At 60.9% G+C, this 24,272-nt stretch carries 25 protein-coding genes; 13 read left to right on the top strand and 12 right to left on the bottom strand.

Going from position 1 to position 24,272, the window contains the following annotated elements; translation table 11 throughout:
* Nucleotides 1–38: 38 nt before the first annotated feature.
* Genes ACMVPR_RS04180 through ACMVPR_RS04160 form a run of 5 tightly spaced genes read right to left on the bottom strand, consistent with a single transcriptional unit; the run spans nucleotide 39 to nucleotide 5,159 of the window.
* Nucleotides 39–1,643, bottom strand: coding sequence for a carboxyl transferase domain-containing protein (locus ACMVPR_RS04180; protein ID WP_416881844.1), 1,605 nt, complete (start codon nucleotides 1,641–1,643; stop codon nucleotides 39–41).
* 1 nt (nucleotide 1,644) lies between these two features.
* Entirely contained in the window at nucleotides 1,645–2,133 is a 489-nt protein-coding gene (locus tag ACMVPR_RS04175; RefSeq protein ID WP_416881843.1) for a lysozyme inhibitor LprI family protein, read from the bottom strand.
* Nucleotides 2,130–3,692: an AMP-binding protein gene (locus ACMVPR_RS04170; RefSeq protein ID WP_416881842.1), complete on the bottom strand. Its 1,563-nt coding sequence runs from the start codon at nucleotides 3,690–3,692 to the stop codon at nucleotides 2,130–2,132. Before ACMVPR_RS04170 ends, ACMVPR_RS04175 begins: the two co-directional genes overlap by 4 nt.
* Nucleotides 3,689–3,991: a hypothetical protein gene (locus tag ACMVPR_RS04165; RefSeq protein ID WP_300583824.1), complete on the bottom strand. Its 303-nt coding sequence runs from the start codon at nucleotides 3,989–3,991 to the stop codon at nucleotides 3,689–3,691. Before ACMVPR_RS04165 ends, ACMVPR_RS04170 begins: the two co-directional genes overlap by 4 nt.
* 4 nt (nucleotides 3,992–3,995) lie before the next feature.
* Nucleotides 3,996–5,159 (bottom strand): isovaleryl-CoA dehydrogenase, encoded by a 1,164-nt coding sequence (locus ACMVPR_RS04160; RefSeq protein WP_416881841.1) that lies wholly within the window; start codon nucleotides 5,157–5,159, stop codon nucleotides 3,996–3,998.
* Between the two features lie 138 nt (nucleotides 5,160–5,297).
* Here ACMVPR_RS04160 and ACMVPR_RS04155 point away from each other — a divergent pair, with 138 nt between their 5' ends.
* Nucleotides 5,298–5,768 carry a pyridoxamine 5'-phosphate oxidase family protein gene (locus ACMVPR_RS04155; protein ID WP_416881840.1) on the top strand — a complete coding sequence of 157 codons (471 nt, stop codon included), beginning with the start codon at nucleotides 5,298–5,300 and terminating at the stop codon, nucleotides 5,766–5,768.
* Between the two features lie 9 nt (nucleotides 5,769–5,777).
* Complete coding sequence (locus ACMVPR_RS04150) at nucleotides 5,778–6,233, top strand: CreA family protein (protein ID WP_416881839.1); 456 nt, start codon at nucleotides 5,778–5,780, stop codon at nucleotides 6,231–6,233.
* Nucleotides 6,234–6,273: 40 nt separating this feature from the next.
* Here the strand turns inward: ACMVPR_RS04150 and ACMVPR_RS04145 are convergent, their stop codons facing one another.
* On the bottom strand, nucleotides 6,274–6,936 hold the full coding sequence (locus tag ACMVPR_RS04145; protein WP_416881838.1) for an HAD-IA family hydrolase: 663 nt from the start codon (nucleotides 6,934–6,936) through the stop codon (nucleotides 6,274–6,276).
* Nucleotides 6,937–7,041: 105 nt separating this feature from the next.
* Here ACMVPR_RS04145 and glmU point away from each other — a divergent pair, with 105 nt between their 5' ends.
* Genes glmU through ACMVPR_RS04130 form a run of 3 tightly spaced genes read left to right on the top strand, consistent with a single transcriptional unit; the run spans nucleotide 7,042 to nucleotide 10,893 of the window.
* Nucleotides 7,042–8,391: a bifunctional UDP-N-acetylglucosamine diphosphorylase/glucosamine-1-phosphate N-acetyltransferase GlmU gene (gene glmU, locus ACMVPR_RS04140; protein WP_416881837.1), complete on the top strand. Its 1,350-nt coding sequence runs from the start codon at nucleotides 7,042–7,044 to the stop codon at nucleotides 8,389–8,391.
* A gap of 4 nt (nucleotides 8,392–8,395) precedes the next feature.
* Nucleotides 8,396–10,213, top strand: coding sequence for a glutamine--fructose-6-phosphate transaminase (isomerizing) (gene glmS / locus ACMVPR_RS04135; RefSeq protein ID WP_416881836.1), 1,818 nt, complete (start codon nucleotides 8,396–8,398; stop codon nucleotides 10,211–10,213).
* The gene (locus ACMVPR_RS04130; RefSeq protein ID WP_416881835.1) at nucleotides 10,210–10,893 is read left to right on the top strand and encodes a DNA alkylation repair protein; all 684 of its coding nucleotides are present in this window, start codon (nucleotides 10,210–10,212) and stop codon (nucleotides 10,891–10,893) included. Before glmS ends, ACMVPR_RS04130 begins: the two co-directional genes overlap by 4 nt.
* Here ACMVPR_RS04130 and ACMVPR_RS04125 read toward each other — a convergent pair.
* A complete protein-coding gene (locus ACMVPR_RS04125) occupies nucleotides 10,882–11,367 on the bottom strand; it encodes a hypothetical protein (RefSeq protein WP_416881834.1) in 486 nt (161 codons plus the stop codon). The genes ACMVPR_RS04130 and ACMVPR_RS04125 overlap by 12 nt on opposite strands.
* Nucleotides 11,368–11,447: 80 nt before the next feature.
* Here ACMVPR_RS04125 and moaA point away from each other — a divergent pair, with 80 nt between their 5' ends.
* Nucleotides 11,448–12,452, top strand: coding sequence for a GTP 3',8-cyclase MoaA (gene moaA, locus ACMVPR_RS04120; RefSeq protein ID WP_416881833.1), 1,005 nt, complete (start codon nucleotides 11,448–11,450; stop codon nucleotides 12,450–12,452).
* Nucleotides 12,453–12,579: 127 nt separating this feature from the next.
* On the opposite strand, the gene ACMVPR_RS04115 is transcribed toward moaA, so the two are convergent.
* Nucleotides 12,580–13,632, bottom strand: a complete 1,053-nt coding sequence (locus ACMVPR_RS04115) for an anhydro-N-acetylmuramic acid kinase (RefSeq protein ID WP_416884614.1) — start codon at nucleotides 13,630–13,632, stop codon at nucleotides 12,580–12,582.
* A gap of 97 nt (nucleotides 13,633–13,729) precedes the next feature.
* Here ACMVPR_RS04115 and tyrS point away from each other — a divergent pair, with 97 nt between their 5' ends.
* Together tyrS and ACMVPR_RS04105 are read left to right on the top strand one after the other, a co-directional pair.
* Nucleotides 13,730–14,980 (top strand): tyrosine--tRNA ligase, encoded by a 1,251-nt coding sequence (gene tyrS / locus ACMVPR_RS04110; RefSeq protein WP_416881832.1) that lies wholly within the window; start codon nucleotides 13,730–13,732, stop codon nucleotides 14,978–14,980.
* A gap of 3 nt (nucleotides 14,981–14,983) precedes the next feature.
* Nucleotides 14,984–15,481: a GNAT family N-acetyltransferase gene (locus tag ACMVPR_RS04105; RefSeq protein WP_416881831.1), complete on the top strand. Its 498-nt coding sequence runs from the start codon at nucleotides 14,984–14,986 to the stop codon at nucleotides 15,479–15,481.
* A 12-nt stretch (nucleotides 15,482–15,493) separates the two neighbouring features.
* Here the strand turns inward: ACMVPR_RS04105 and ACMVPR_RS04100 are convergent, their stop codons facing one another.
* The 3 genes from ACMVPR_RS04100 to ACMVPR_RS04090 form a co-directional block, all read right to left on the bottom strand.
* Nucleotides 15,494–16,459: a DUF3179 domain-containing protein gene (locus ACMVPR_RS04100; RefSeq protein WP_416881830.1), complete on the bottom strand. Its 966-nt coding sequence runs from the start codon at nucleotides 16,457–16,459 to the stop codon at nucleotides 15,494–15,496.
* A gap of 248 nt (nucleotides 16,460–16,707) precedes the next feature.
* Complete coding sequence (locus ACMVPR_RS04095; RefSeq protein WP_416881829.1) at nucleotides 16,708–17,256, bottom strand: peptidylprolyl isomerase; 549 nt, start codon at nucleotides 17,254–17,256, stop codon at nucleotides 16,708–16,710.
* On the bottom strand, nucleotides 17,249–17,755 hold the full coding sequence (locus ACMVPR_RS04090) for a peptidylprolyl isomerase (RefSeq protein ID WP_416881828.1): 507 nt from the start codon (nucleotides 17,753–17,755) through the stop codon (nucleotides 17,249–17,251). Before ACMVPR_RS04090 ends, ACMVPR_RS04095 begins: the two co-directional genes overlap by 8 nt.
* A gap of 125 nt (nucleotides 17,756–17,880) precedes the next feature.
* On the opposite strand from ACMVPR_RS04090, the gene ACMVPR_RS04085 reads away from it, so the two are divergent.
* Both ACMVPR_RS04085 and ACMVPR_RS04080 read left to right on the top strand, forming a co-directional pair.
* Entirely contained in the window at nucleotides 17,881–19,056 is a 1,176-nt protein-coding gene (locus ACMVPR_RS04085; protein ID WP_416881827.1) for a phosphoglycerate kinase, read from the top strand.
* 138 nt (nucleotides 19,057–19,194) lie between these two features.
* Nucleotides 19,195–19,497, top strand: a complete 303-nt coding sequence (locus ACMVPR_RS04080; protein WP_292266025.1) for an FtsB family cell division protein — start codon at nucleotides 19,195–19,197, stop codon at nucleotides 19,495–19,497.
* Nucleotides 19,498–19,553: 56 nt separating this feature from the next.
* Here ACMVPR_RS04080 and ACMVPR_RS04075 read toward each other — a convergent pair whose 3' ends face one another.
* The gene (locus ACMVPR_RS04075) at nucleotides 19,554–21,344 is read right to left on the bottom strand and encodes a type I secretion protein (RefSeq protein ID WP_416881826.1); all 1,791 of its coding nucleotides are present in this window, start codon (nucleotides 21,342–21,344) and stop codon (nucleotides 19,554–19,556) included.
* Nucleotides 21,345–21,637: 293 nt separating this feature from the next.
* On the opposite strand from ACMVPR_RS04075, the gene pdhA reads away from it, so the two are divergent.
* Genes pdhA through ACMVPR_RS04060 form a run of 3 tightly spaced genes read left to right on the top strand, consistent with a single transcriptional unit; the run spans nucleotide 21,638 to nucleotide 24,272 of the window.
* The gene (gene pdhA, locus ACMVPR_RS04070) at nucleotides 21,638–22,651 is read left to right on the top strand and encodes a pyruvate dehydrogenase (acetyl-transferring) E1 component subunit alpha (protein WP_416881825.1); all 1,014 of its coding nucleotides are present in this window, start codon (nucleotides 21,638–21,640) and stop codon (nucleotides 22,649–22,651) included.
* Nucleotides 22,651–24,021 (top strand): pyruvate dehydrogenase complex E1 component subunit beta, encoded by a 1,371-nt coding sequence (locus ACMVPR_RS04065; protein WP_416881824.1) that lies wholly within the window; start codon nucleotides 22,651–22,653, stop codon nucleotides 24,019–24,021. The genes pdhA and ACMVPR_RS04065 overlap by 1 nt, the downstream gene beginning before the upstream one ends.
* Nucleotides 24,018–24,272 carry a hypothetical protein gene (locus ACMVPR_RS04060; RefSeq protein WP_416881823.1) on the top strand — a complete coding sequence of 85 codons (255 nt, stop codon included), beginning with the start codon at nucleotides 24,018–24,020 and terminating at the stop codon, nucleotides 24,270–24,272. Before ACMVPR_RS04065 ends, ACMVPR_RS04060 begins: the two co-directional genes overlap by 4 nt.

Below are 24,272 nucleotides of genomic sequence, written 5' to 3'. Positions count from 1 at the left end.
GCCCCCAATTCGACCTGTGTTTGGGGGCCAGCCCCCAATTACATCCGGAACACACCAAACCGCGTATCCTCGATGGGCGCGTTCAGCGCCGCCTCCAGCGACAGTGACAGCACCGCGCGGGTCTTACGGGGGTCCACGATCCCGTCATCCCACAGCCGGGCCGAGGCATAAAGCGGGTGCGCCTGTTCCTCGAACATCTCGATGGTCGGACGCTTGAATTCCGCCTCTTCCTCAGCCGACCACGTCCCGCCGCCGCGTTCGATGGCGTCGCGCTTGACCGTGGCGAGCACGCCTGCCGCCTGTTCACCGCCCATCACGGAAATGCGCGAGTTCGGCCAGGTCCAGAGGAACCGTGGCTGATAGGCCCGCCCCGACATGCCGTAATTGCCGGCCCCGAACGATCCACCCACCAGCATCGTGATCTTGGGAACCGAGGTGCAGGCCACAGCCGTCACCATCTTCGCCCCGTGCCGCGCGATGCCCTCGTTCTCGTATTTCCGCCCCACCATGAAGCCCGTGATGTTTTGCAGGAACACCAGCGGGATCTTGCGTTGCGAACAAAGCTCGACGAAGTGCGCACCTTTCTGGGCGGCCTCGGAAAACAGCACGCCGTTGTTGGCGACGATGCCCACCGGCCAGCCGTCGACATGGGCAAACCCCGTCACCAATGTCTCACCAAAACGCGGTTTGAACTCGTCGAAATACGATCCATCCACCACCCGCGCGATCACCTCGCGGATGTCATAGGGCGTGCGCAGGTCGCCTGGAACAACGCCGAAAATCTCGTCCGGATCATACGCCGGATCCTCCGCCGCCACGCGTAGGCCGGGCTTCAGCCCGGCACTCCCGAGTGACCCTACCGCCCGCCGTGCCAGCGCCAACGCATGCCCGTCATCTTCGGCCAGATAATCCGCCACACCGGACAGCCGCGTGTGCACGTCACCGCCGCCCAGATCCTCGGCTGTGACAACCTCGCCAGTTGCAGCTTTCACCAAAGGCGGACCGGCGAGGAAGATCGTCCCCTGCTCCTTCACGATGATGGTCACATCCGACATCGCGGGCACGTAGGCGCCGCCCGCCGTGCAGGACCCCATTACAACGGCGATCTGCGCGATCCCCTTCGCGCTCATCCGCGCCTGATTGTAGAAGATGCGTCCAAAATGGTCGCGGTCGGGGAAGACCTCATCCTGATTGGGCAGGTTCGCACCGCCGCTATCGACCAGGTAAATGCAGGGCAGATGGTTTTCCTCGGCGATCTCCTGCGCGCGGAGGTGTTTCTTGACCGTCATCGGATAATAGGTGCCGCCCTTCACGGTGGCGTCGTTGCACACCACCATGACCTGACGGCCCATCACCCGACCCACACCTGCGATCACCCCGGCGCAGGGCGCGGCCCCGTCATAAAGCCCGTGCGCTGCCGTAGCGCCCACTTCCAGAAAGGGCGATCCGGGGTCAAGCAGGTTCGCCACCCGGTCGCGGGGCAGCATCTTGCCGCGCGAGACATGCCGATCGCGCGCCCGTTCGCCACCGCCCGCCGCCGCCAGTTCAGCGGCCTCACGCACCACGCGCAGCGCTTCTTCATGGGCGGCGCGGTTCGACTTGAACTGTTCCGACGACGCAATCGCCTGTGACCGAAGTTTCATCCTATTGCCCCCGCATGTCGCGCAGCTCGATGGCCCGCTGTGCCGTCATCGTCAGATGACAATTGGCCCCCACGATTGTGCGGATCGTGCCGTCCTGCCACATTGCATAACGCGCCGTGCAATCGGCATCGCGAAAGGCGATCCATGCCCGTTGCGCGTCCCGCAACGCGTCCGAGCGGTCCAGTACCTGAGAGAACCCCTGTTCGTCCGCCGTTTCATTGGCCATCTGGGTCCATTTGTATTCCTCGTTCAGGATCACATCCCACATCGCGGTTTCCGCCTGGATACAGTCCGCAATCCCGATGGTCGTCGATCCCCCCGGCAGTTCCTGGCACTGGCCGGATGCTTCTCCGAGACAGAGGGGATAGAGCGCACCGATCTCGGTATTCTCAAAGCAGTCACGCACGATCTGCTCGTCGATCTTGAGCTCCTGTGCCATGCCAAACTGCGGAACGCAGAGCAGCGCCGCAATCATCAATCGCCGTTTCATGCCTTGCCCTCCTGAGCAGCGCGCGCTTTCAGTTCCTTGCGGATCACCTTGCCCGTGACGGTCATGGGCAGCTCCTCCAAAAAATCGATTTCCCTTGGATAAGAATAACTTGCCAGCCGATCCTTCACCCAATCCTGAAGATCTGTGACCGAGGCGTTAACCCCCTCCTTGAGCACCACATAGGCCTTGACGATCTCGGTCCGCAGCGCATCGGGTTTGCCCACCACACCACAGGTTGCCACCGCCGGATGGGTCAGCAGGCAGTCCTCGATCTCCGCCGGGCCGATCCGATACCCCGAAGAGGTGATCACGTCGTCCTCGCGCCCCAGAAAGGTGATCGTGTCCCCTTCCTTGATGCCGCGATCCCCGGTGAGCATCCAATCGCCGCGGTATTTCTCGACCGTCGCGTCGGGTTTGCGCCAGTATTCGAGCATCATCGACGCCGATCCGCGCCGCACGGCGATGTCGCCCTCACCCTCGCAGGGCAACCCGTCTTCGCCGATCACCGCCACCTGATGCCCCGGCACGGCGCGGCCCATGGAGCCTGGGACGGCGTCAAAGGATGCTCCGCAGGACGACACGATCATGTTGCATTCGGTCTGGCCGTAAAATTCGTTGATCGTCACGCCAAACGCCTCACGCCCCCAAGCGAGCATCTCGGCCCCAAGCGGCTCACCTCCGCTGGCGACCGAGCGCAGGCCCTCGATCTTTGCATCCGCCGCCTTGAGCATCCGCAAGGCGGTCGGCGGGAAAAAGACATTGCGCACAGTGCCTTCCCGGCAAATCCGCGCGCATTCCTCGACCGAGAATTTCGGCATTCGCGCAGCCACCACAGGCACCCCAAGCGCCAGCCCCGGCATCAGCACATCGAACAAGCCGCCGATCCACGCCCAATCGGCGGGCGTCCAGATTACATCGCCGTCCTGCCCCAGAAAATCGTGGCTCATCTCAACCCCCGGCAGGTGGCCGGTCAGAATACGATGTCCGTGCAGTGCGCCTTTTGGAGCACCTGTGGTACCGCTGGTGTAGATCAGAACCGCAGCGTCATCCGGCCCGGTCTCGACAATCGCGCGAGTGCCGGAAGATGCGCCAAGATCGCTGCGCGTGACGGTCGCCACACCCAGCCCGGTCAGTTGCACAACCCCCTCAAGGTCCGTCACCACCACGCCAAGCCCCGCATCTTCGATCCGGGATTTCAATGCGTCGGTGCGGAACAGTTTGAACAGCGGCACCGAGATCGCCCCAAGCCGCCATGCCGCGATATGGGCCGCAGCGCAAAGCGGTGATTGCGAGAGCAGCACACCCACCCGGTCGCCTTTCATCACGCCGCGTTCGATCAAAGCGACTTCGACCTGCCGCGAGCGGTACCAAAGATCGCCGTAGCTGATCCGCCGCACGCGGTCTGGCGTGACTTCGATAATCGCAACGCGGTCTGGCTCTGTCGCGGCCCAACCGTCACAGACCTGACGCGCAAGGTTGAGAGAGGCCGGAAGATCCCAGTCAAAGCCTTTGCACAAGACATCATAGGGCGCAGAGCGCAGCATCGGGCGAGTGGTCATATCGACGGCCTTTCAAATCCAGACCCGTTGGTCGCCATCAGCCGACCAAACCGGTTCACATGGTAGGCGAAATCGCCGCAACGGACGGTGATCCAGGCACCCTCGATCTGCCCGGCCAGCCCTACACAATCCCTCGAAGATGCCCCGGGTCCACCGTCTTGCGTTACATAGCGGGTCGCCATCGCGTTGATCACGTCCGTCTCCGTTATCGTCGCGGCGATCCAGCCAAAGCGGAACGCCAAGAGTGCGCCGACCAGCGTGGCAAGCCCAAGGGGCGCCCACCAGACCCAACGCGCCATTGTTCTAAACCATCGCTGCCATCATCTCGCGTCCCACCAGCATGCGCCGGATCTCGGACGTGCCCGCGCCGATCTCCATCAGCTTGGCATCGCGGAAAATCCGCGCGACCGGCGCGTCGGACAGGAAGCCTGCACCGCCCATCGCCTGCACCGCCTGATGCGCCTGCACCATCGCTTGTTCGCTGGCATAAAGGCAGCAGGCGGCAGCATCCTGCCGGGTGACATCCCCACGGTCACAAGCCTTGGCGACCTCGTAGACATAAGCACGGGCCGAATTCATGGCCGTGTACATGTCTGCCATCTTGCCCTGCATCAGCTGGAAAGTGCCAATCGGCTGCCCGAACTGCTTGCGCTCGGCCATGTAGGGCATGATCTCGTCCAGACAGGCGGCCATGATGCCAAGCCCAATGCCCGCCAGCACAACGCGTTCGTAATCCAGACCGGACATCAAAACGCGCACGCCCTTGCCCTCTTCGCCCAGCACATTCTCGAATGGCACTTCGACATCGTCAAAGATCAGCTCGGCGGTGTTCGATCCCCGCATCCCCAGCTTGTCGAAATGTGGGCTGGTGGAAAAACCCTTCATCGTCTTTTCGATCAGGAACGCCGTGATCCCCTTGGACCCGGCATCGGGGTCGGTCTTGGCATAGACCACCAGCGTGTCCGCATCCGGGCCATTGGTGATCCAGTATTTGTTGCCGTTCAGCCGGTAGTGATCGTTCCGCTTTTCCGCGCGGAGCTTCATGGAAACCACGTCCGACCCGGCCCCCGGTTCGGACATAGCGAGAGCCCCGACATGTTCCCCGGAAATCAACTTGGGCAGATATTTTACCTTCTGGTCAGGATTTCCGTTCAGCTTGATCTGGTTCACACAAAGGTTGGAATGCGCCCCATAGGACAGCGACACTGAGGCCGATGCCCGCGCCACCTCCTCCACCGCAACGGTATGCGCCAGATAGCCCATTCCCGCACCGCCGTATTCCTCGTCAACGGTGATGCCCAGAAGACCAAGCTCTCCCATTTCGGTCCAAAGCTCGGGTGGGAAATTGTTCGACCGGTCAATCTCGGCCGCCATCGGCTTGACGCGTTCCTGCGCCCAGCGATGGACCATCTCGCGCAGGGAATTGACGTCTTCGCCAAGATCGAACTGCATGGTCGCGTTGAACATTCGCCTCTCCCCCGAGCGGATTTATTGAACACTTGTTCAAATCCTACGGGAAACTCTGTCGTCAGGTCAAGCGCAAGGAACTGTCCGCGGCATCGGGCGTTGACTGCCTGAAGCGCAAAATAGCGAAAGGACATTCTGATGACCGCGACACTCACCGAGACTTTCTGGAGCAATATGAGCAAAATCCACGTTGTATTGCTGGGCGCGGGCAACGGCACACCGGTGCCGATGTCGCCCCTGGCACGCAAAGAGGACGGGGCGATATGGTTCATCACCTCCGCCGATCATGACACATTCGTGGCCGCGAAGGCGGGAGAAACCGCCGACATCTACCTCTGCGATTCGGCAGGCCACATGTACGGCACCATCAAGGGCCACCTTGCCGCCTCGCAGGATGACGACAAGTTGGACGAGCTTTGGTCGCCGATGGCCGCCGCATGGTTCGAGAACGGTCGTGAGGATGACTCGGTCCGGCTGATGAAATACACTCCGACAGAGGCCGAAATCTGGGCTAGCGATGGCACCGCCAAGTACCTGTTCGAAACGATCAAGGCGAACTTTTCCAAGGCAAAGCCCGACATCGGCGAATACGGCATCATTCATTTTTAAGGACGACACATGAAAAAATTTGGTATCGCTTGCCTGCTTGGTCTGGCTGCATTTGGCACTGCTCAAGCCAAGCAGGTGGGCGAGGTCGGCGTCGACTGGGTTGGCAATGACATCATCATCGAGGCCATCGCCGACCCGGATGTGGAGGGCGTAACCTGCCACATCGCCTATTTCGAACGCGGTTTGATCGACCGGCTGAGCAAAGGCAACTGGTTCGAAGACCCCTCGAACGCATCGATTTCCTGCCGCCAGACAGGCCCGATCACGATTGGCGATATCGACCGAAGCGACAGCGGCGAGGACGTGTTCCGCGCGTCGCGGTCGATCATCCTCAAGTCGCTGAGGGTGAAGCGCATCTTTGATGAAAAGAACCAGACGCTGATCTACATCGCCCATGCGGCCGAATTGACGGATGGATCGGCAAAGGTGTCGATGTCGACGGTCCCACTATACGGGTCGGAGTAAGTACCTCCATCCTCGGGTCTTGCCCGAGGATGACGCCCGTTTACGCCAACAAACGCAACGCCACCTCGGGCAATTCGTCGAAATGCTGAATGATCGCATCCGGCTCCAGCGCGGCCATGTCGCCGCCTGCCGGACCGAATCCAACCAGCACACAGGCCACGCCCACCGCACGGGCGGTGTCGCGGTCGGTCACGGTATCGCCAATCAGGCAGCTCTGCTTGACCACGCCACCCGCCCGCTCAACCGCTGCGATATAGGGCGCTGCATCCGGCTTTCGCGTCGGCAGCGTGTCGGCACCGATCAGCGATCCGAACGCATCCCGAACCCCAAGACGTGTCATCAGCGTTTCCGCCAGACCTTCTGGCTTATTGGTGCAGATGCCCACAGCGATCCCGTTTGACTTGAGCGCCTCGACCGCTTCCATCGCACCGGGATAGAGTACCGTGTGCGTGTCGATGGCATCTCCATAGGCGGTGAGCAGCACCGGATAATACTGGTCGATCAGGTCGGCGGAATACTGCCCAGCCCTTTCCAATCCTAGTGTCAGCATGGCCCGTCCACCCCGCAGCGCCGTTGCTGCGTCGTTTTTGGGATCAAGCCGCGTCTCAAACCCCATCATGTCAAAGCAATGGTTGGCCGCCGCGATCAGGTCGCCACTTGTGTCGGCCAGCGTGCCGTCGAGATCGAAAATTACCGTCCGCACCGCGTCTCTCCTGTCACAAGTCGCAACCATGTGTGAAATCTCGCGCCTTGCGGCACGCAACCAGACCGATAAAAGGACCACAGGCAAAACACAAAGAGAAACCTGATGAGCATAGCCTTGGTCATTCTTGCGGCAGGCAAGGGCACACGTATGGAGTTGGACCTTCCGAAGGTCCTGCACAAGATCGGTGGCGCCCCGTTGTTGCACCACGCGATGCTGTCCGCCTCGGCCCTGGAGCCTGAGCGCACAATCGTCGTGACCGGTCACGGTGCGGAATTGGTCGAAGCCGCGGCACAGGAGTTTGACGCGGACGCGATTGCCGTCAGGCAGACCGAACAACTTGGCACCGCTCATGCCGTGGCACAGGCGCGCGACGCATTGAAAGGGTTCGAGGGCGATGTGATCGTGCTTTATGGCGACACGCCCTTCATCACCACCGAAACGCTGGAACAGATGATTGCCGCACGTGCGGCGCATGATGTTGTCGTGCTGGGGTTCGAGGCCGCCGATCCGGGGCGTTATGGCCGCCTCATCATGGACGGCACATCGCTGTCGCGCATTGTGGAATTCAAGGACGCATCAGACGAGGAACGCGCGGTAACACTCTGTAATTCCGGTGTGATCTGCGCAGATGCCGCAACGCTTCTTGAATTGATCGCCGCCGTCGGCAACGACAACGCTGCTGGCGAATATTACCTTCCTGACATTGTCGGGATCGCCAATGGGCGCGGCTTGACGGCAACGGCCGTGACCTGTCGCGAAGCCGAAACCCTTGGCATCAATTCCCGCATGGAACTCGCCGCCGCCGAAGCCCTGTTTCAACAGACCAAGCGCCGGGAACTGATCGAAGACGGTGTGATGATGCAGGCCCCTGACACGGTGTTCCTGTCCTTCGACACGATCATCGGCCGCGATGCAGAGATCGAACCCAACGTGGTTTTCGCCCCCGGTGTCACCGTCGAATCCGGTGCCCGCATCCGCGCATTCAGCCATCTTGAAGGCGCGCATGTCAGCCGTGGCGCCATCGTCGGCCCCTTCGCGCGCCTGCGCCCCGGTGCGGAACTGGCCGAAAACGTGCATATCGGCAACTTCGTTGAGATCAAGAACGCCAGCATCGACGAGGGCGCTAAGGTCAATCACCTGACTTATATTGGCGATGCCGAAATCGGCGCGCGTACGAATATCGGCGCAGGTACCATCACCTGCAATTATGATGGCGTGATGAAGCACAAGACCACCATCGGACGAGACACGTTCATCGGGTCGAACACGATGCTGGTGGCTCCCGTTACCGTGGGCAATGAGGCCATGACGGCAACCGCCACAACTGTGACCAAGGACGTACCGGACGGGGCCATGGCCATCGCGCGGACAGAGCAGAGCAACAAACCGGGATTCGCGCGCAAGCTGTTCAGCATGTTGCGCGCCAAGAAAGCCAAACAGGCAAAGGGTTAAATCTATGTGTGGGATCGTTGGCGTATTGGGGCAGCACGAAGCGGCCCCGCTTTTGGTAGAGGCGCTCAAGCGGCTTGAATATCGCGGCTATGACAGTGCGGGGATCGCGACTGTCAACAACGGCGCGCTGGACCGACGCCGCGCGGTGGGCAAGCTGGTGAACCTCTCCGATCTTTTGGTCCATGATCCGTTGCCGGGCAAATCCGGCATCGGCCACACCCGCTGGGCGACCCATGGCGAACCCAACACCAAGAATGCGCACCCCCACCAGTCTGGTCCAGTGGCCGTGGTCCACAACGGGATCATCGAGAATTACAAAGACCTGCGCGCGGAACTCGCGCAACACCAGATCACGCCCCAAACCGACACCGACACGGAAACGGTGGCGCTCCTGACGCACCACTACATCCAGCAGGGTATGCCCCACGTAGACGCCGCTCGCGCCTGTCTGGCCCGTCTGGAAGGTGCGTTTGCTCTGGCGTTTCTCTTCGACGGTGAGGACGATCTGATCGTCGCCGCCCGCAAGGGAAGCCCGCTGGCGATCGGCCATGGAGATGGTGAAATGTATGTCGGATCGGACGCCATCGCGCTGGCGCCCATGACCGACACGATCACCTATCTCGAAGAGGGAGATTGCGCTGTCCTGACGCGGCAGACACTTGATATCTTTGATGAAAGCGGCGCGCACGTGACACGGCCAAGCCGCACCATCAACACCGATGCCACCCGTGTGGACAAGGCCGGGTACAAGCATTTCATGGCCAAGGAAATCGCCGAACAGCCCACCGTGCTGGCCGATGCTCTGCGCGCCTATCTTGATGGCAACACCATCGTTCTGCCCGACACCCTCCCCGATTTCGCAAAGATCGACCGTCTGACCATGGTGGCCTGCGGCACCGCGTTTTACGCCTGCCTGACCGCGAAATACTGGTTCGAACAGCTCGCGCAGATGCCAGTCGAAGTCGATATCGCGTCCGAATTCCGCTACCGCGAACCTCCGATCACCCCCCGCACCGTTGCACTGTTTGTCTCACAATCCGGCGAAACCGCGGACACTCTGGCTGCGCTGCGCTATTGCAAGGGCAAGGCCGACAGCATCCTGTCGGTGGTCAACGTCGCCGAAAGCTCCATTGCTCGGGAAAGCGACGTGGCCCTGCCAATTCATGCCGGTGTCGAAGTTGGCGTTGCGTCCACCAAAGCCTTCACCTGTCAGTTGAACACCTTGCTGCTTCTGGCACTCGATGCAGCTGTGAAACGCGGCGTGATGACACCGGATCAGCTGGCCGAAAAACTGACTCAATTGCGGGCGCTGCCTGGCCTGTTCAACGTCGCGTTGGATCGTGATCCGACTATGGCCGATGCCGCACACAAGATTGCCGAAGCCCGGGACGTGCTTTTCCTCGGACGTGGCCTGATGTATCCCCTGGCACTCGAAGGTGCTCTTAAGCTTAAAGAAATCAGCTACATACACGCCGAAGCTTATGCGTCAGGTGAACTCAAACACGGTCCCATCGCGCTGATCGACAAGAACGTTCCGGTGATCGTCATGGCCCCGCGTGATGCACTTTTCGAAAAGACAGTGTCAAACATGCAGGAAGTCATGGCCCGCGGCGGAAAGGTCTGCCTGATCACCGACGCCTCTGGTGCCGAAGCGGCAGGCGCGGATGTCTGGCGCACCATCATCCTGCCTTCGGTCGACCCGGTGCTGTCGCCCCTTCTCTATGCGCTGCCCGCGCAACTGATCGCCTACCACGCCGCCATCGCCAAAGGCACTGATGTGGACCAGCCGCGCAACCTGGCCAAATCCGTCACCGTGGAATGACGCTGGACGACGCCTTGAGCCAACTGCGCGCCAAAACCGAACCCGGGCGCGCAGAGCAGATGGCAGCCTATCACAAGATCGACCGCCCCTATCTGGGTGTGGCGAACCCGGATACCGATATCCTGGTGCGCGACTGGCGTCAGGCCTTGGACTTGGCCAAGCGCCTCGACCTGGCCCGCGACCTTTGGACCACGAATATCTTCGAAGCACGGGTCGCTGCGGCCAAGCTTCTCACTCAGGCTCGGATCAAACCGTCGGACGCGGATGTGTGGCGACTCGTTGCATCATGGGTGCCCGATTTCGACAGCTGGGCCATCGCCGATCATGCCTGCATGGCAGGACAACGCCGCCTGACCGCCGATCCCGCGCGCCTCGACACGGTCGAAACATGGACCACCAGCGACCACATGTGGACCCGCCGGGCCGCACTGGTCATAACCCTGCCCTGGACCAAGCAGAACCACCCCACGCCCGAGGAAACCGCCGCCCGGGACCGCATTCTCGGCTGGGCCGCCGGTTACGTGTCCGACCCCGACTGGTTCATCCAAAAGTCTGTGGCATGGTGGCTGCGCGACCTGTCAAAACACGATCCGGATCGCACCCGCGCCTTTCTCGCTGCCCACGGCGACCAGATGAAGCCCTTTGCCCGCAAAGAAGCCGCGCGTCACCTACCCGCCTGAGAACACCTGAACCTCGACCAAATCGGTCAGAGGCACACCAAGCAACCGCATCGCAGGCAGGGACAACCGGCTCCCTCCGTCCGTAATGGGGATCAGATCGACCTGCACGGTTTCGCCGGTTCCGGGATAGACCACCCGCCCCTTGGCGGCTGCCGTGACAAGCGGTGTCTCAAGCCAGAAGCCCGGTTGCGCCGGGTTGCCCAGGGACACGATGGTGCTGCCCAAAGCCTGCTCAGCAACGGTTGCCGCCGGAGCCGCTGCCGCAGCGCGTTCTTCGGCAGTCGTGGTGTCAAACGCCTCTGCCGTGCGCGCCGTGGTTGGGGGGCGCCGCGTTTCAGTTTGCAAGGCTTCGGGCCGGGATTGCGGGCGCGTTTGACCATCGCCATCGGCAGGACCAGCGTCGGGCGCAATGCCCAAAGCGCCACATCCCGCCAAGACCCCGCAAAGCCCCAGAATTCCAAACGTCTTTCGCATCCTGGCCTCCGACCTTCGTCTCGAATTTCAGTGTCGCGCCATACTTGCCCACTCTGTGACGAAAGGCTAGGCTCCCCGGCATGACACCGCTTATTGACCCCTTCCAGCGCGCGATCACCTATCTTCGCGTCTCCGTCACCGACCGCTGCGACTTCCGCTGCGTCTATTGCATGTCGGAAAACATGACCTTTTTGCCAAAGAAGGAGCTGCTGACCCTGGAAGAGCTGGATCGCATGTGCTCCACCTTTATCCGGCTGGGCGTTGAAAAGCTGCGTATCACCGGCGGGGAACCGCTGGTCCGGCGGGACATCATGACCTTCTTCCGGTCAATGACACGGCACTTGGATGCGGGTACGCTCAAAGAGTTAACGCTGACAACCAATGGCTCGCAGCTCGACCGCTTTGCGGACGACCTCTATGCCGCTGGCGTGCGCCGCATCAACATCTCGCTCGACACGCTGGACGACAAGAAATTCGCCGACATCACCCGCTGGGGACGCTTGCCGCAGGTGATCAAGGGAATTGATGCCGCGCAGAAGGCGGGCATGCGGGTCAAGATCAACACAGTGGCGCTCAAAGGCTTCAACGAGGACGAGCTGTTCACCCTCACCGAATGGTGCAAGAGCCGCGACATGGATCTCACTTTCATCGAGGTGATGCCCATGGGCGATATCGGCAACGAAGACCGTTTGGGCCAGTATTGGAAACTCAGCGATCTGCGCGATGAACTGCGCAAACAATACACACTGACGGACCTGCCCGAACGCACCGGCGGACCCGCGCGCTATGTCCGGATCGAGGAGACCGGCCAGAAGATCGGCTTCATCACGCCGCTCACCCACAATTTCTGCGAAAGCTGCAACCGTGTCCGTCTGACCTGCACCGGAGAGCTTTTCATGTGCCTGGGGCAGGAAGACAATGCCGACCTGCGCTCGGCCCTGCGCAACCACCCCAACAGCGATGCGCCGCTCGAACAGGCCATCCGGGACGCAATCACGCTGAAGCCCAAAGGGCATGATTTCGACTATTCCCGTCAGACCGTCGATGGCCGCGTGTCGCGTCATATGAGCCATACAGGCGGCTGAAGCGTTGTAAGCGAGGGGCCAGCCCCTCGCGCTCCCCGAAGTATTTTTTAACCAGAGCAGAACAGCAACGGGCTGCGGCAGTTCCGCCGTTCCATGAGCCTTTAGCCGTTCCTTTGTTACATGTGGGTCAAACCCGCGAAATCTGACCGCCGCCCACCGGGGCGCGCACCCCCGTGGTACCGGGTGCCGAGGTAGGCAAACCGCGCATCACCCGTACCGCGAGATAGGCGAAAGCCTGCGCCTCGAGCATGTCGCCATCGAGCCCAACCGCCTCGACCGGCTCAACCGGGCAATCCAGCGCCGAGGCCAACATTGCCATCAACACCGGGTTGTGCCGACCGCCACCAGTGACCAGCACACGGTCGGGCGGTTGCGGGCAATGTTCCATCCCTTGCATCACTGCAGCCGCCGCCATCGCCGTCATTGTGGCCGCGGCATCGGCATCATCCAGCTCGCGCACAAGATCGAGCATCAGGGAAAAATCGTTCCTATCCAGTGACTTGGGCGGCATCTTTCGGAAATAACCTTCCTCGAGGAACAACTCCAAAGCACCGTCCACAACCTGCCCCTGCGATGCCAATGCACCGCCCCTGTCGAATGCCAAACCGCGCCGCTCCATCATAAGGTCATTGATCGGCGCATTGGCGGGTCCTGTGTCAAAGGCCAACAAAGCGCCCGGAGCGTCCGGTTTATCGGATGTCGGATCGACCCAAGTCAGGTTGCCCACGCCGCCAAGATTGAGAAAGGCCAGCGGCGTTTCCGCCCCGATCCATTTCGCGCAGGCCCAGTGAAAGAACGGAGCCAGAGGCGCGCCTTCGCCGCCCATCTCCACATCGGTTGACCGGAAATCCCAGACCACCGTGCGCCCCAGCGCCTCTGCCAAAGCCGCGCCATCGCCCAGTTGATGTGTGCCCCGCCCATGCGGATCATGCGCCAGTGTCTGGCCGTGAAAGCCAACCACATCCGCGTCAAAGCTCCGCAAGGTTTCAATATGTCCGTTCAACACAACCGCCGCAGCGTCATCCAGATCGTCTTCCGGCCACTTGCCCAATGACGCCCGCAGCACCGCCTGTTCCTCGGTCATATAGGCGCGATAGCCCGACGCGCCGAACTCGGAAATCGTCACCCCGTCCGTCAGCACCAGCGCCGCATCGACCCCGTCCAAAGACGTGCCCGACATCGCGCCCAAGGCCCAGATCGGATCTGCCAACTTGCCCTTCACCTTTTCCCCTGCCCTGCGTATAGCTGCCCTCACCATTCTATAACGAGGCAACCCCATGACCTACCATCCCAAATCGGACTTCATGCGCGTCATGATGGAGCGTGGCTTTCTCGCCGATTGCACCGATTATCAGGGCCTTGACGAGGCGCTGATCAAGGGCGTGGTGCCGGGCTATATCGGGTTCGATGCAACGGCCAAGTCGCTGCATGTGGGCAGCCTCATCCAGATCATGATGTTGCGCTGGCTGCAAAAAACCGGGCACAAGCCGATCACCCTCATGGGTGGTGGCACAACGAAGGTGGGAGATCCGTCATTCCGCGCGGACGAGCGACCGTTGCTGACACCAGCGCAGATCGACGACAATATCGACGGCATCAAGCAGGTCTTTGCCAAATACATCAGCTACGAAGACGGCCCCACAGGGGCATTGATGCTCAACAATGCCGAATGGCTGGACGAACTCAACTACCTCGATTTCCTGCGCGACATCGGGCGGCATTTCAGCGTGAACCGGATGCTGTCGTTTGAGAGCGTCAAATCGCGCCTCGACCGCGAACAGTCGCTGTCCTTCCTCGAATTCAACTACATGATCCTGCAGGCTTATGACTTCCTCGAGTTGAACCGCCGCTACGGGTGTCTGGTGCAGTTCGGCGGATCGGACCAGTGGGGCAATATCGTCAACGGCATCGACCTCACCCGCCGTGTGCTGGATCACGAGATTTACGGCCTGACCTCGCCGCTGCTGACCACCAGCGACGGCAAGAAGATGGGCAAATCCGCCGATGGCGCGGTCTGGCTCAATGCCGACATGCGCAGCCCCTACGAGTTCTGGCAGTTCTGGCGCAACACGACAGATGCGGATGTAGGCCGGTTCCTCAAACTCTACACAGAACTGCCGATCGACGAATGTGACCGCCTTGGTGCGCTCGCAGGCTCCGAGATCAACGACGCCAAGATCATCCTCGCCAACGAGGTGACAACGCTCTGCCACGGGGCCGAAGCTGCGGCTGCAGCCGAGGCCACCGCGCGCGAAGTGTTCGAGAAAGGCGGCATCGGGGATGATTTGCCGACGGTTGCCCTCACCTCGGACGAGCTCGGCGACGGTATTTCGATCGTACAGCTGATCGTGCGCACGGGCCTTGCGAAGACCGGCAAGGAAGCCAAACGCCTGATCGCAGAGAACGGCGCCAAGATCGACGATGCACCGCTTACCGATGCGGGGCTCATGATCGACGCAGCTGCACTGGCCAACCCGATCAAGCTCAGCGCTGGCAAAAAGCGCCATGCGCTTGTGAAAATGAGCTGACGGATGACACGGCTGCCCCTGCGACCGCTGCCAGACATCAGGCATCTGCGGTCGCAGGAAAGCGAACGGGCAAACCTGGTCATCAATACAGCCTTCGAGCGCTATCTTGCTCTCATCGGTCTGTCACCTGACACCACTCAAAATCCCTATGACTATCTGCCCGACGCGATTGCCGACAAACGCGCGTGGGCAGCTGTGGTGGATGGCCAGATTGTCGGAGTCGCCATTGTCGATGCGATCTCAGACACCAGTTGGCAAATCGACCTTGTCGGCGTTCTGGAAGACCACGCAAAAGCGGGAATAGGGCGTTCCCTGATGCAACGGATAGAGACCGAAGCGCGGGACCGGAGGGTTACTCTTCTGTCGCTCAGCACATTGGACATCGCGCATTGGCTTTGGAGCTTCTACGAGAGCCTTGGGTTTCGAATCCTGCACCGTGCACCGCCCAAGCATAAGCTTGACGACAATCTACGAGTCTTCATGGAAAAACGTCTGGACTGAAACGCCAACGCGTCAGTTGCCCAGCATCCAATCCCCATCCGGCCAAAAGGCGTGATAGGCAAAGGCGAACATCACGTCATGCGGCACGTCGCGGCCCTGCCCGTCGCGCACGCGGATCGACCCGACATCGCGCCCGGCTCCGATGCGCGCCGTATCCAGGGCCGAGGCCTGCCCCGCCCGCCACGAGATCACGACGCCCGCCTCGCGCACTTCGCCTTCGCGCGCCAGCCGCTCCATCGGCCAGGCCCGGTCGCCAACCCGCACCACGCGGGCCAGTGCGTCGATGCCATGCGGCGGCATTTCACCGGAATAAAGGAACGGCCGGGTCGAACTGTCATAGCCTTCATAGGGGTTGCGCCCGTAATCGCGGTTATATCCCGGTTCGGCCATCACCAGCCCGTCGGGATGCCGCGACACAAACTCGGCCCAGCTTTCCATCCAGCTGGGTAAAGTGTCCAACTCGGCGCCGGTCAGATCGCCGACAATGGCTTCTCCAATCGCCTGCTGCCACCAGCTTTCGGTTTCGCGGTCATACATGATCATGTCCGAATTGCGCAGCTTGCCGGACACACCGAAGGACAGAACCCGCCCCTGCACCCGCCGGTCAAAGGTCAGCGCCGAATTGCAGAGCGGACAGAACGTCACCGCAACCGGCACGCCGCCCACAGTGTCATTCACGATTTCATGCCAAGTGAGATATCGGATGGGATAAGCCCGCACCTCAGCCCCAATCTCCAGCGTGATCACCGGCTCGGTCGGGTCGACCTCGGTCTTGCCCGAGGCGCGCACGAAAGTGGGGTTGTCCAGCGCAGGAATACCATCCTTGGGCGGGCCGCCAGACAGGATCTCCACCCAGTTGGGCACAGAGGTCTTCTCGAAATCGGTCTGCGGCCATTCATGCCGCCAGAACTCGGGGCCGGCCACCGCTGATGAGGCAAGCAGAACCGCAACGAACAACGACAGTATCGTTCCACGCATGACAAAACCTCCCCCACAATGGGGTCAGCTTGCCGCAAAAAAACCTACCTGCACAGCCCAACACACGCGTCTGTGACGGGGCGCGATCCCATGCTTCTTCTTTTTACAAATACGCAAATGCGCCACTGCAAATTTGCAAACCCTCCTGCCGGAGGCGTGACTTTGCAAACTGCGTCAAGCGCCGATGCCGCCCGAAGGCGGCAACGGCAAAACATGCGCGTGGCCCGACTGGGCCACGCACACTCAGATCATTCGGTCACCGTCACTGTGCTCATCACATCCGGACGGCCCATGACTTCACCGTTGCGACCCTCACCACGCTTGATCGCGTCGACCACATCCATGCCTTCGGTCACGGTGCCAACGACGGTGTACTGACCATTCAGGAAATAGCCTTCCTGAAACATGATGAAGAACTGCGAATTGGCCGAGTTCGGGTTCTGCGACCGCGCCATACCGACGACACCCCGGTCGAACGGCAGGTCAGAAAACTCTGCCGGCAGATCCGGGCGACTGGACCCACCGCGACCGGCCATGCGCATGTCGCCGCCGTCGATCTTGCCGAACTCGACATCGCCAGTCTGCGCCATGAAGCCGTCGATCACGCGGTGAAAGACGATGCCATCATAGGCGCCCTCTTCCGCCAAAGCAGTGATCTGTGCCACATGCTGCGGGGCCACATCCTCGAACAGGTCGATCACGACAGTGCCATTGGCCTCGCCCGCGATCTCGATCTGCAATCCGGTGGCCAGCGCCGGGGACGCCAGTAGCGAAAAGGCCAGTGCCAGCTTACGCATCTGCGGCCACCTTGACGGAAATCATCCGGTCCGGATTTGCAGGCGGCTCACCACGGGTGATCGCGTCCACATGCTCCATGCCAGCAATCACGCGGCCATAGACCGTGTACTGACCGTTGAGGAAATGGTTGTCCTTGAAGTTGATGAAGAACTGCGAATTGGCCGAATTCGGGTTCTGCGAGCGCGCCGCGCCCAGCGTGCCACGGTCATGCGGCAGTTTGGAAAACTCCGCCGGAAGGTCCGGCAGGTCCGACCCGCCCGTGCCCGCGCGGCGCAGGTTGAAGCCGTCTTCCATGTCGCCGTGCTCCACATCACCGGTCTGCGCCATGAAGCCGTCGATCACCCGGTGGAAACACACGTTGTCATAGGCCCCCGACCGAGCAAGCTCCTTCATGCGCTCGGCATGTTTGGGGGCCACGTCGGGCAGCAACTCGATAGTGACGATGCCGTCCTTCAACTCGATCAGGATGGTGTTCTCGGGGTCTTTGATCTCGGCCATGCCGTGCTCCTTCAGATGGTAAGTTGCGGCAAGACTTAAAGCGCAGGTGCCGGATTGCCAAGGACTGCATTGACGTCTGCGCCGCACATCGCCATCACGGGGCTGACTCGGATCAGGAGGGGCAAATGGCCTGGAAAACGCTCGACGACATGGACCTCGCTGGCAAACGCGTGCTGACGCGGGTGGATATCAACGTGCCGCTGGAGAACGGTCAGGTGACGGACGCCACGCGGATCACCCGGATCGTGCCGACGATCACCGACATTCTGGCCAAAGGCGGCACGCCGATCCTGCTGGCGCATTTCGGTCGCCCCAAGGGCAAACCGAACCCCGAGATGAGCCTGAAACTGGTGCAACCGGCGCTGGAAGACGCGCTTGGGCGCAGCGTGACCTTCATGGAACGCCCGTCGCGGGCCGACATCGACGCCCTACCCGCCGATGCCGTGGTGCTGGTCGAAAACACCCGGTTCAGCCCGATGGAAGAGGCCAACGATCCCAAGATGGCAGAATTCCTTGCCTCGCTGGGCGACGTGTTCTGCAACGACGCCTTCTCGGCAGCGCACCGCGCCCATGCGTCGACCACAGGTGTGGCGCATCTTCTGCCCTCTTGCGCGGGTCGCCTGATGGAGGCGGAACTGCGAGCGCTTGAAGCTGCATTGAGCAACCCGCAGCGCCCGGTTGTCGCAGTGGTTGGTGGCGCAAAAGTGTCGACCAAGCTCGACCTGTTGTCGAATCTTGTCGAAAAGGTAGACATCCTCGTGATCGGCGGCGGGATGGCCAATACCTTCCTTGCCGCGCAAGGCGTCGATGTGGGCAAATCGCTTTGCGAGCATGATCTGGCCGACACCGCACGCGCCATCGCGGAAAAAGCCGCGACCACGGGCTGCGAAGTGCTTTTGCCGCGTGACGTTGTCGTCGCTCGGGAATTCAAGGCGGGTGCTGCATCCGAAACCGTCAAAGCCGAAGACTGCCCGGCGGATGCGATGATCCTTGACGCGGGTCCCGACAGCGTGGCGCATATCTGCCAGGCCTTCGACCGTGCAAAAACGTTGATCTGGAACGGCCCGCTGGGCGCGTTCGAAATCCCGCCCTTCGATGCCGCGACAAACGCGGCAGCGGCCTATGCGGCGGGTCTGAGCCGGTCGGGCAAGCTGATCTCGGTCGCAGGTGGCGGTGACACGGTGGCGGCGCTCAACAAGGCGGATGCCTCTGAGAGCTTTACCTATATCTCGACGGCGGGCGGTGCCTTCCTTGAATGGATGGAAGGCAAAACCCTGCCAGGTGTGGCCGCTTTGGGCTGATCCCTGCCGCAAGGCGAGTCCTGAAAGCAACACTCAAGGGCACACGTAAATTTTCGAAACAAGGGGAATTCCATCGCGGAGTCCCCTATGCAATTGTGGTCGCACGCGCCCGAAAAGAGGCGCGATCAGAGGCAAATGATGACCCAACACCGCACCCGACCGGCCCTTGGTGGACTTGTGTATTTCGCAGGCTCTTTCTGCGTGGGTGCCTATTTCATCTTTGCCGCAGTCCAAGGCGATTACGGTGTGTTTCGCCGGGCGGAAATCCTTGTTGAAACCCGCGAACTTGAGACCGAGTTGCAGGAATTGCAGGTCGAATTGGCGCGGATGGAGAACCTCACCCGGCGCCTGTCAGACACCTATCTGGACCTCGATCTTCTGGATGAGCGCACCCGTGACATGCTGGGCATGATCCGCACGGATGAAATCGTCGTCCGATAAGTCTTTTGTGACAACGGCATAGACAAGGACCGCACCCTTGGGGCACGGACCTTGGGTCACATGAACATCGCCAAAATGCCGAGGAACGGCAGGAACATCATCAGATCGGTCATTCCGGCTGTCCCGTCGTCCTCTTCCGTTTCGCTGTCTTCCAGCGCGGTGACCTCTTCAAAGGCCAGCGTTTCCGCGATCCCCGCCGTTGCTGCAACGGTCGGAAAGTCGATGGCTGCCGGTTCCGAGGCGGGTTCTGCGGCGGGGTCGACTGCGGCTTCCGATGGCAGGACTTCGTCCGTGAAATTGTCGATCAGTGGATCAGGCAGCGCCTCGGGCGCTTCGTCCGAGATGACGTCCTGAAAATCCTGTGACGGGGTAAAGCCGAACATGCGCACCTGCATGATTTCCCCCTGATCCATCTGGACCTGCAGGGAGGTGCCACTCAGCACCAGCGACGGATCAATCTGTTCAACAACCGCGTCAGACGTATTGACCCCAATCGGGGCACCATCGGCAACGCCGAGGATCGAAATCTCGACCCGGCCGGCATCGCTGATCAATCCCGAGAAATCGACTTCGGTGTCAGCTCCGGCAGCATCCGTGGCTGCGATGTAGAACAGCAACTCGTCCGGTTCCCAGAAGCCATGCAGCGAAATGCCGTCTTCCTGCACCTCGGTGTCACGGCCCGATTCCGGCGTCAGATCCAGCGCGATCTTACCCGGCATTGCCTCTTGCATCATGTTGAACATCGCGCCGCCGGGCGTCAGATCGGCCTGACCGTCGTCGACACTCAGCGTGTTGGGTGTGTTCTGGATCAACGGCCAGACATGCGCCTGTTCCACATCGAAGCGCATGAACTCTTCCATGATGTTGATCATCTCGTGCGATTGGAAGAGGCCGAAATCGGTAGACCGGTCCAGACTGTCGGTATTGCCAGCGGTGTTCCACTCGGTCACGGCAATCTGCGCATCGGGGATCTGTTCGCCCCATGTCTGGTCGGTCTCGTTCAGGAAAAAGCTGCGCTGGCCCTCGTTCACCTGACCGCGCGAATAGACATGCACCGCCACCTGATCGACCGCCGCGCGTTCCGCTTCGGTATCGAATTCGGAGAGGATCATTTCGTTGGCGACATGGGTCCAGTTGATCGCACCCGAGCTGTAAAGGCTGTCTGCGCCAAGGTTCAGGTTATAGGTCGTGTTGAGTTCGGCAAGGATGTCCGCGCTCGACATGTCGGCGCTGTAGTCATCCGACAGGCGCGCGAAATCGAAATTGGTGCCGGATTGCACGATGATTTCGGCATCCGAGTTCTGCAGGCTGAGTTCGTCATTGACGATCACCGCCATTTCGCTGGCAAGTCGGCCGTACTCGACCGACGACATCTGGCCACTGCCCCAGTATTCATTGCCCAGCTCGAACGCTTCGATCTCGGCGGTGCCGTGCACACCGGTGACCACGTCGCGGACGAACCCGCGCAGAGCGTCTTCGTCAATGGCAGCAAAACGGTCGCCGTTGGCGTCGGTGGTCTCGGACAGCAGATTGCGGGTCGGAATAACGATGGTAACGGACAAGCCTTCTTCACCGGCATAATTCAGCGCCTCGTTCAGAGGGATGAATTCGCGCAGTTCGCCGGTGTCCCGATCTGCGACAATGGTCGCGTTGGGATCTGTGATGTCGAAATAGCGTTCAGTGAGCGACCCACCGGGATACCGGAACGATCCGACACCCAGTTCTTCGATCAGGCGATCATAATCTCCGCCCTGTTCCAATGTAGAGCGGGTCGCAAGCACGTTTGCGCCAAAAAGTCCTTGGCTGGCTTGCGATCCCATAAATCCATAGGCGTTGATTTCAGGCATAAATGCGGCATCCGAATGAGCAGGTGACCATAATTTCTCCTCATTTTTGCCTAGATGTCTCTAGGATTGTTAAAATCCGCCCCATTTTGGCCGTTATTGTACGGTCGCCCTCAACAGTGCGTACCTCCTCTCTGCAATTGTCTTGCCAGTTCAGATGCCAGCCTGTGGAAAAGTGACCGAATCGCCAAAATTCGCCAAAATCCGGATCACGATCGCCCCTTGCCTTTGACGGAGCGTTGATCGTAGGCTTCGGCAAAAAGTTTAACGCTAAACTTCTTGCAGGGAGGCGCCCCATGGCGGCACGGAAAACATCGGCAAAGGCCACGAGCCTGCCGAATGTCTCGGCAGAGGAACTGACGGCCTATTACCGCGACATGCTGCTGATCCGTCGGTTCGAAGAAAAGGCCGGTCAGCTTTACGGGATGGGCCTCATCGGCGGGTTCTGTCACCTTTATATCGGGCAGGAAGCCGTGGTCGTCGGGCTGGAAGCGGCGGCCAGTGAGGGCGACAAGCGCATCACCTCTTATCGGGACCACGGGCATATGCTGGCCTGCGGCATGGACCCGAACGGCGTGATGGCCGAACTCACGGGACGCGAGGGCGGCTATTCCAAGGGCAAAGGCGGCTCCATGCACATGTTCTCGAAAGAGAAGCATTTCTACGGCGGCCATGGCATCGTCGGCGCACAGGTGCCGTTGGGTGCCGGACTTGCCTTTGCCGACAAGTACAAGGGCACGGACCGTGTGACCTTCACCTATTTCGGCGATGGTGCGGCCAATCAGGGACAGGTCTACGAGACGTTCAACATGGCCGCTCTCTGGCAGCTTCCGGTGATTTTTGTCATTGAAAACAACCAGTACGCCATGGGAACCGCACAGCGCAGGTCAACCTCGACCCCCGATCTGCACACCCGCGGCGTCGCCTTTGGCATCCCAGGCGAAGCCGTGGATGGCATGGATGTGCTTGCGGTCAAGGCAGCGGGCGACAAGGCGGTCAAGCACTGCCGCTCTGGCAAAGGCCCCTACATCCTGGAGGTCAAAACCTACCGTTATCGCGGCCATTCGATGTCGGACCCGGCCAAGTACCGCACCCGCGAAGAAGTGCAGAAAATGCGCGAGGAACGTGACGCCATCGAACATGTCCGCGAGATGCTTCTGCAGGGCGGCCACGCCACCGAGGACGATCTCAAGGCCATCGACAAAGAGATCAAGGCCATCGTCAACGCCAGCGCCGATTTCGCCCGCGAAAGCCCGGAACCCAGCCTTGATGAGCTGTGGACCGACATCTACGCAGAGGAGGCCGTGTGATGGCGACCGAAGTACTCATGCCCGCCCTCTCGCCCACCATGGAAGAAGGCACATTGGCCAAATGGCTGGTCAAGGAAGGCGACAGGGTCAATGCCGGCGACATCCTGGCCGAGATCGAAACCGACAAGGCGACGATGGAGTTCGAGGCCGTGGACGAAGGCATCGTCGGCAAGATCCTGATCCCCGAAGGCACCGAAGGCGTCCGGGTCAACACTCCGATTGCAGTGCTGGTGGAAGATGGAGAAAGCGTCGCAGACGCGACACCTTCAGCCCCGGCGGAGACGGCATCACCGGTCGTAGCGGCACCGAGTGCCCCTACCAAACCTGCGGCAGCGGAACCCGCCTTGGTGGTACCCAAGGCCGAAGCCCCTTGGCCCGAAGGCACCAAGACCAAGCAAACGACCGTACGCGAAGCCCTGCGCGACGCGATGGCCGAAGAAATGCGCCGCGACGAGGACGTGTTCCTCATGGGCGAAGAGGTCGGCGAATACCAGGGTGCCTACAAGATCAGCCAAGGCCTGCTGGACGAATTTGGCGCGCGCCGGGTGATGGACACACCGATCACCGAACATGGTTTCGCAGGCATTGCCGTGGGTGCCGCCTTTGGCGGACTGCGCCCGATCGTCGAATTCATGACGTTCAACTTCGCGATGCAAGCCATTGACCAGATTATCAATTCCGCCGCCAAGACACTCTATATGTCCGGCGGCCAGATGGGCGCCCCGATGGTGTTCCGTGGCCCCAATGGTGCTGCCGCGCGCGTCGGCGCGCAGCACTCGCAGGACTACGCCGCCTGGTACGCGCACATCCCCGGCCTCAAGGTGGTGATGCCCTACTCGGCCTCCGACGCCAAAGGCCTGCTGAAAACCGCGATCCGAGATCCGAACCCGGTGATCTTCCTCGAAAATGAAATTCTCTATGGCAAAACCTTCGAAGTGCCCGAGATCGAAGATTACACCGTCCCCTTCGGCAAGGCCCGTGTCTGGCGCGAAGGGTCTGATCTGACCATCGTCAGCTTCGGCATCGGCATGACTTACGCGCTGGACGCCGCTGAAAAGCTTGCAAAAGGTGGGATCGAAGCCGAGGTGATCGACCTGCGCACGCTGCGCCCGATCGACTATGATACGGTGATCGCAAGCGTTCAGAAAACCAACCGCTGCATCACGGTCGAGGAAGGCTTCCCCGTCGGTGCCATCGGCAACCACCTGTCGGCCGTCATCATGGAACGCGCGTTTGACTACCTCGATGCGCCAGTGCTGAACCTGACGGGCAAGGACGTGCCCATGCCCTATGCCGCGAACCTCGAAAAACACGCGCTGGTGACCACGGCCGAGGTGGTCGAAGCGGCCAAAAAGGTCTGCTACCGATGAGCGAAGACCTGACCGTCCGCACCCGCGATGTCGCGCGCGAGGCCTATCACGTGGTCACGCCAGAGGGCGCGGCCTTCGTTCCGGAATGCCTGATGGACAGGTTCCCGAACGAGGCGCGCCCCTCGCATCAAGCGGCCTATGAATGGATAGGGGCACACAAGCGCCAGATCACCAAGGCCGTGGCTGCGCTGAAATCCGGGAAAACGCCCAAAGACCCTTATGACCTCATCACCCTGATCGAGGAGACCTGA

The organism is Marivita sp. (assembly GCF_048006345.1).
Taxonomy (GTDB): Bacteria; Pseudomonadota; Alphaproteobacteria; order Rhodobacterales; family Rhodobacteraceae; genus Marivita.
Note: the sequence above shows the minus strand (reverse complement) of the source record. Positions and strands in the feature narration are given on the sequence as shown.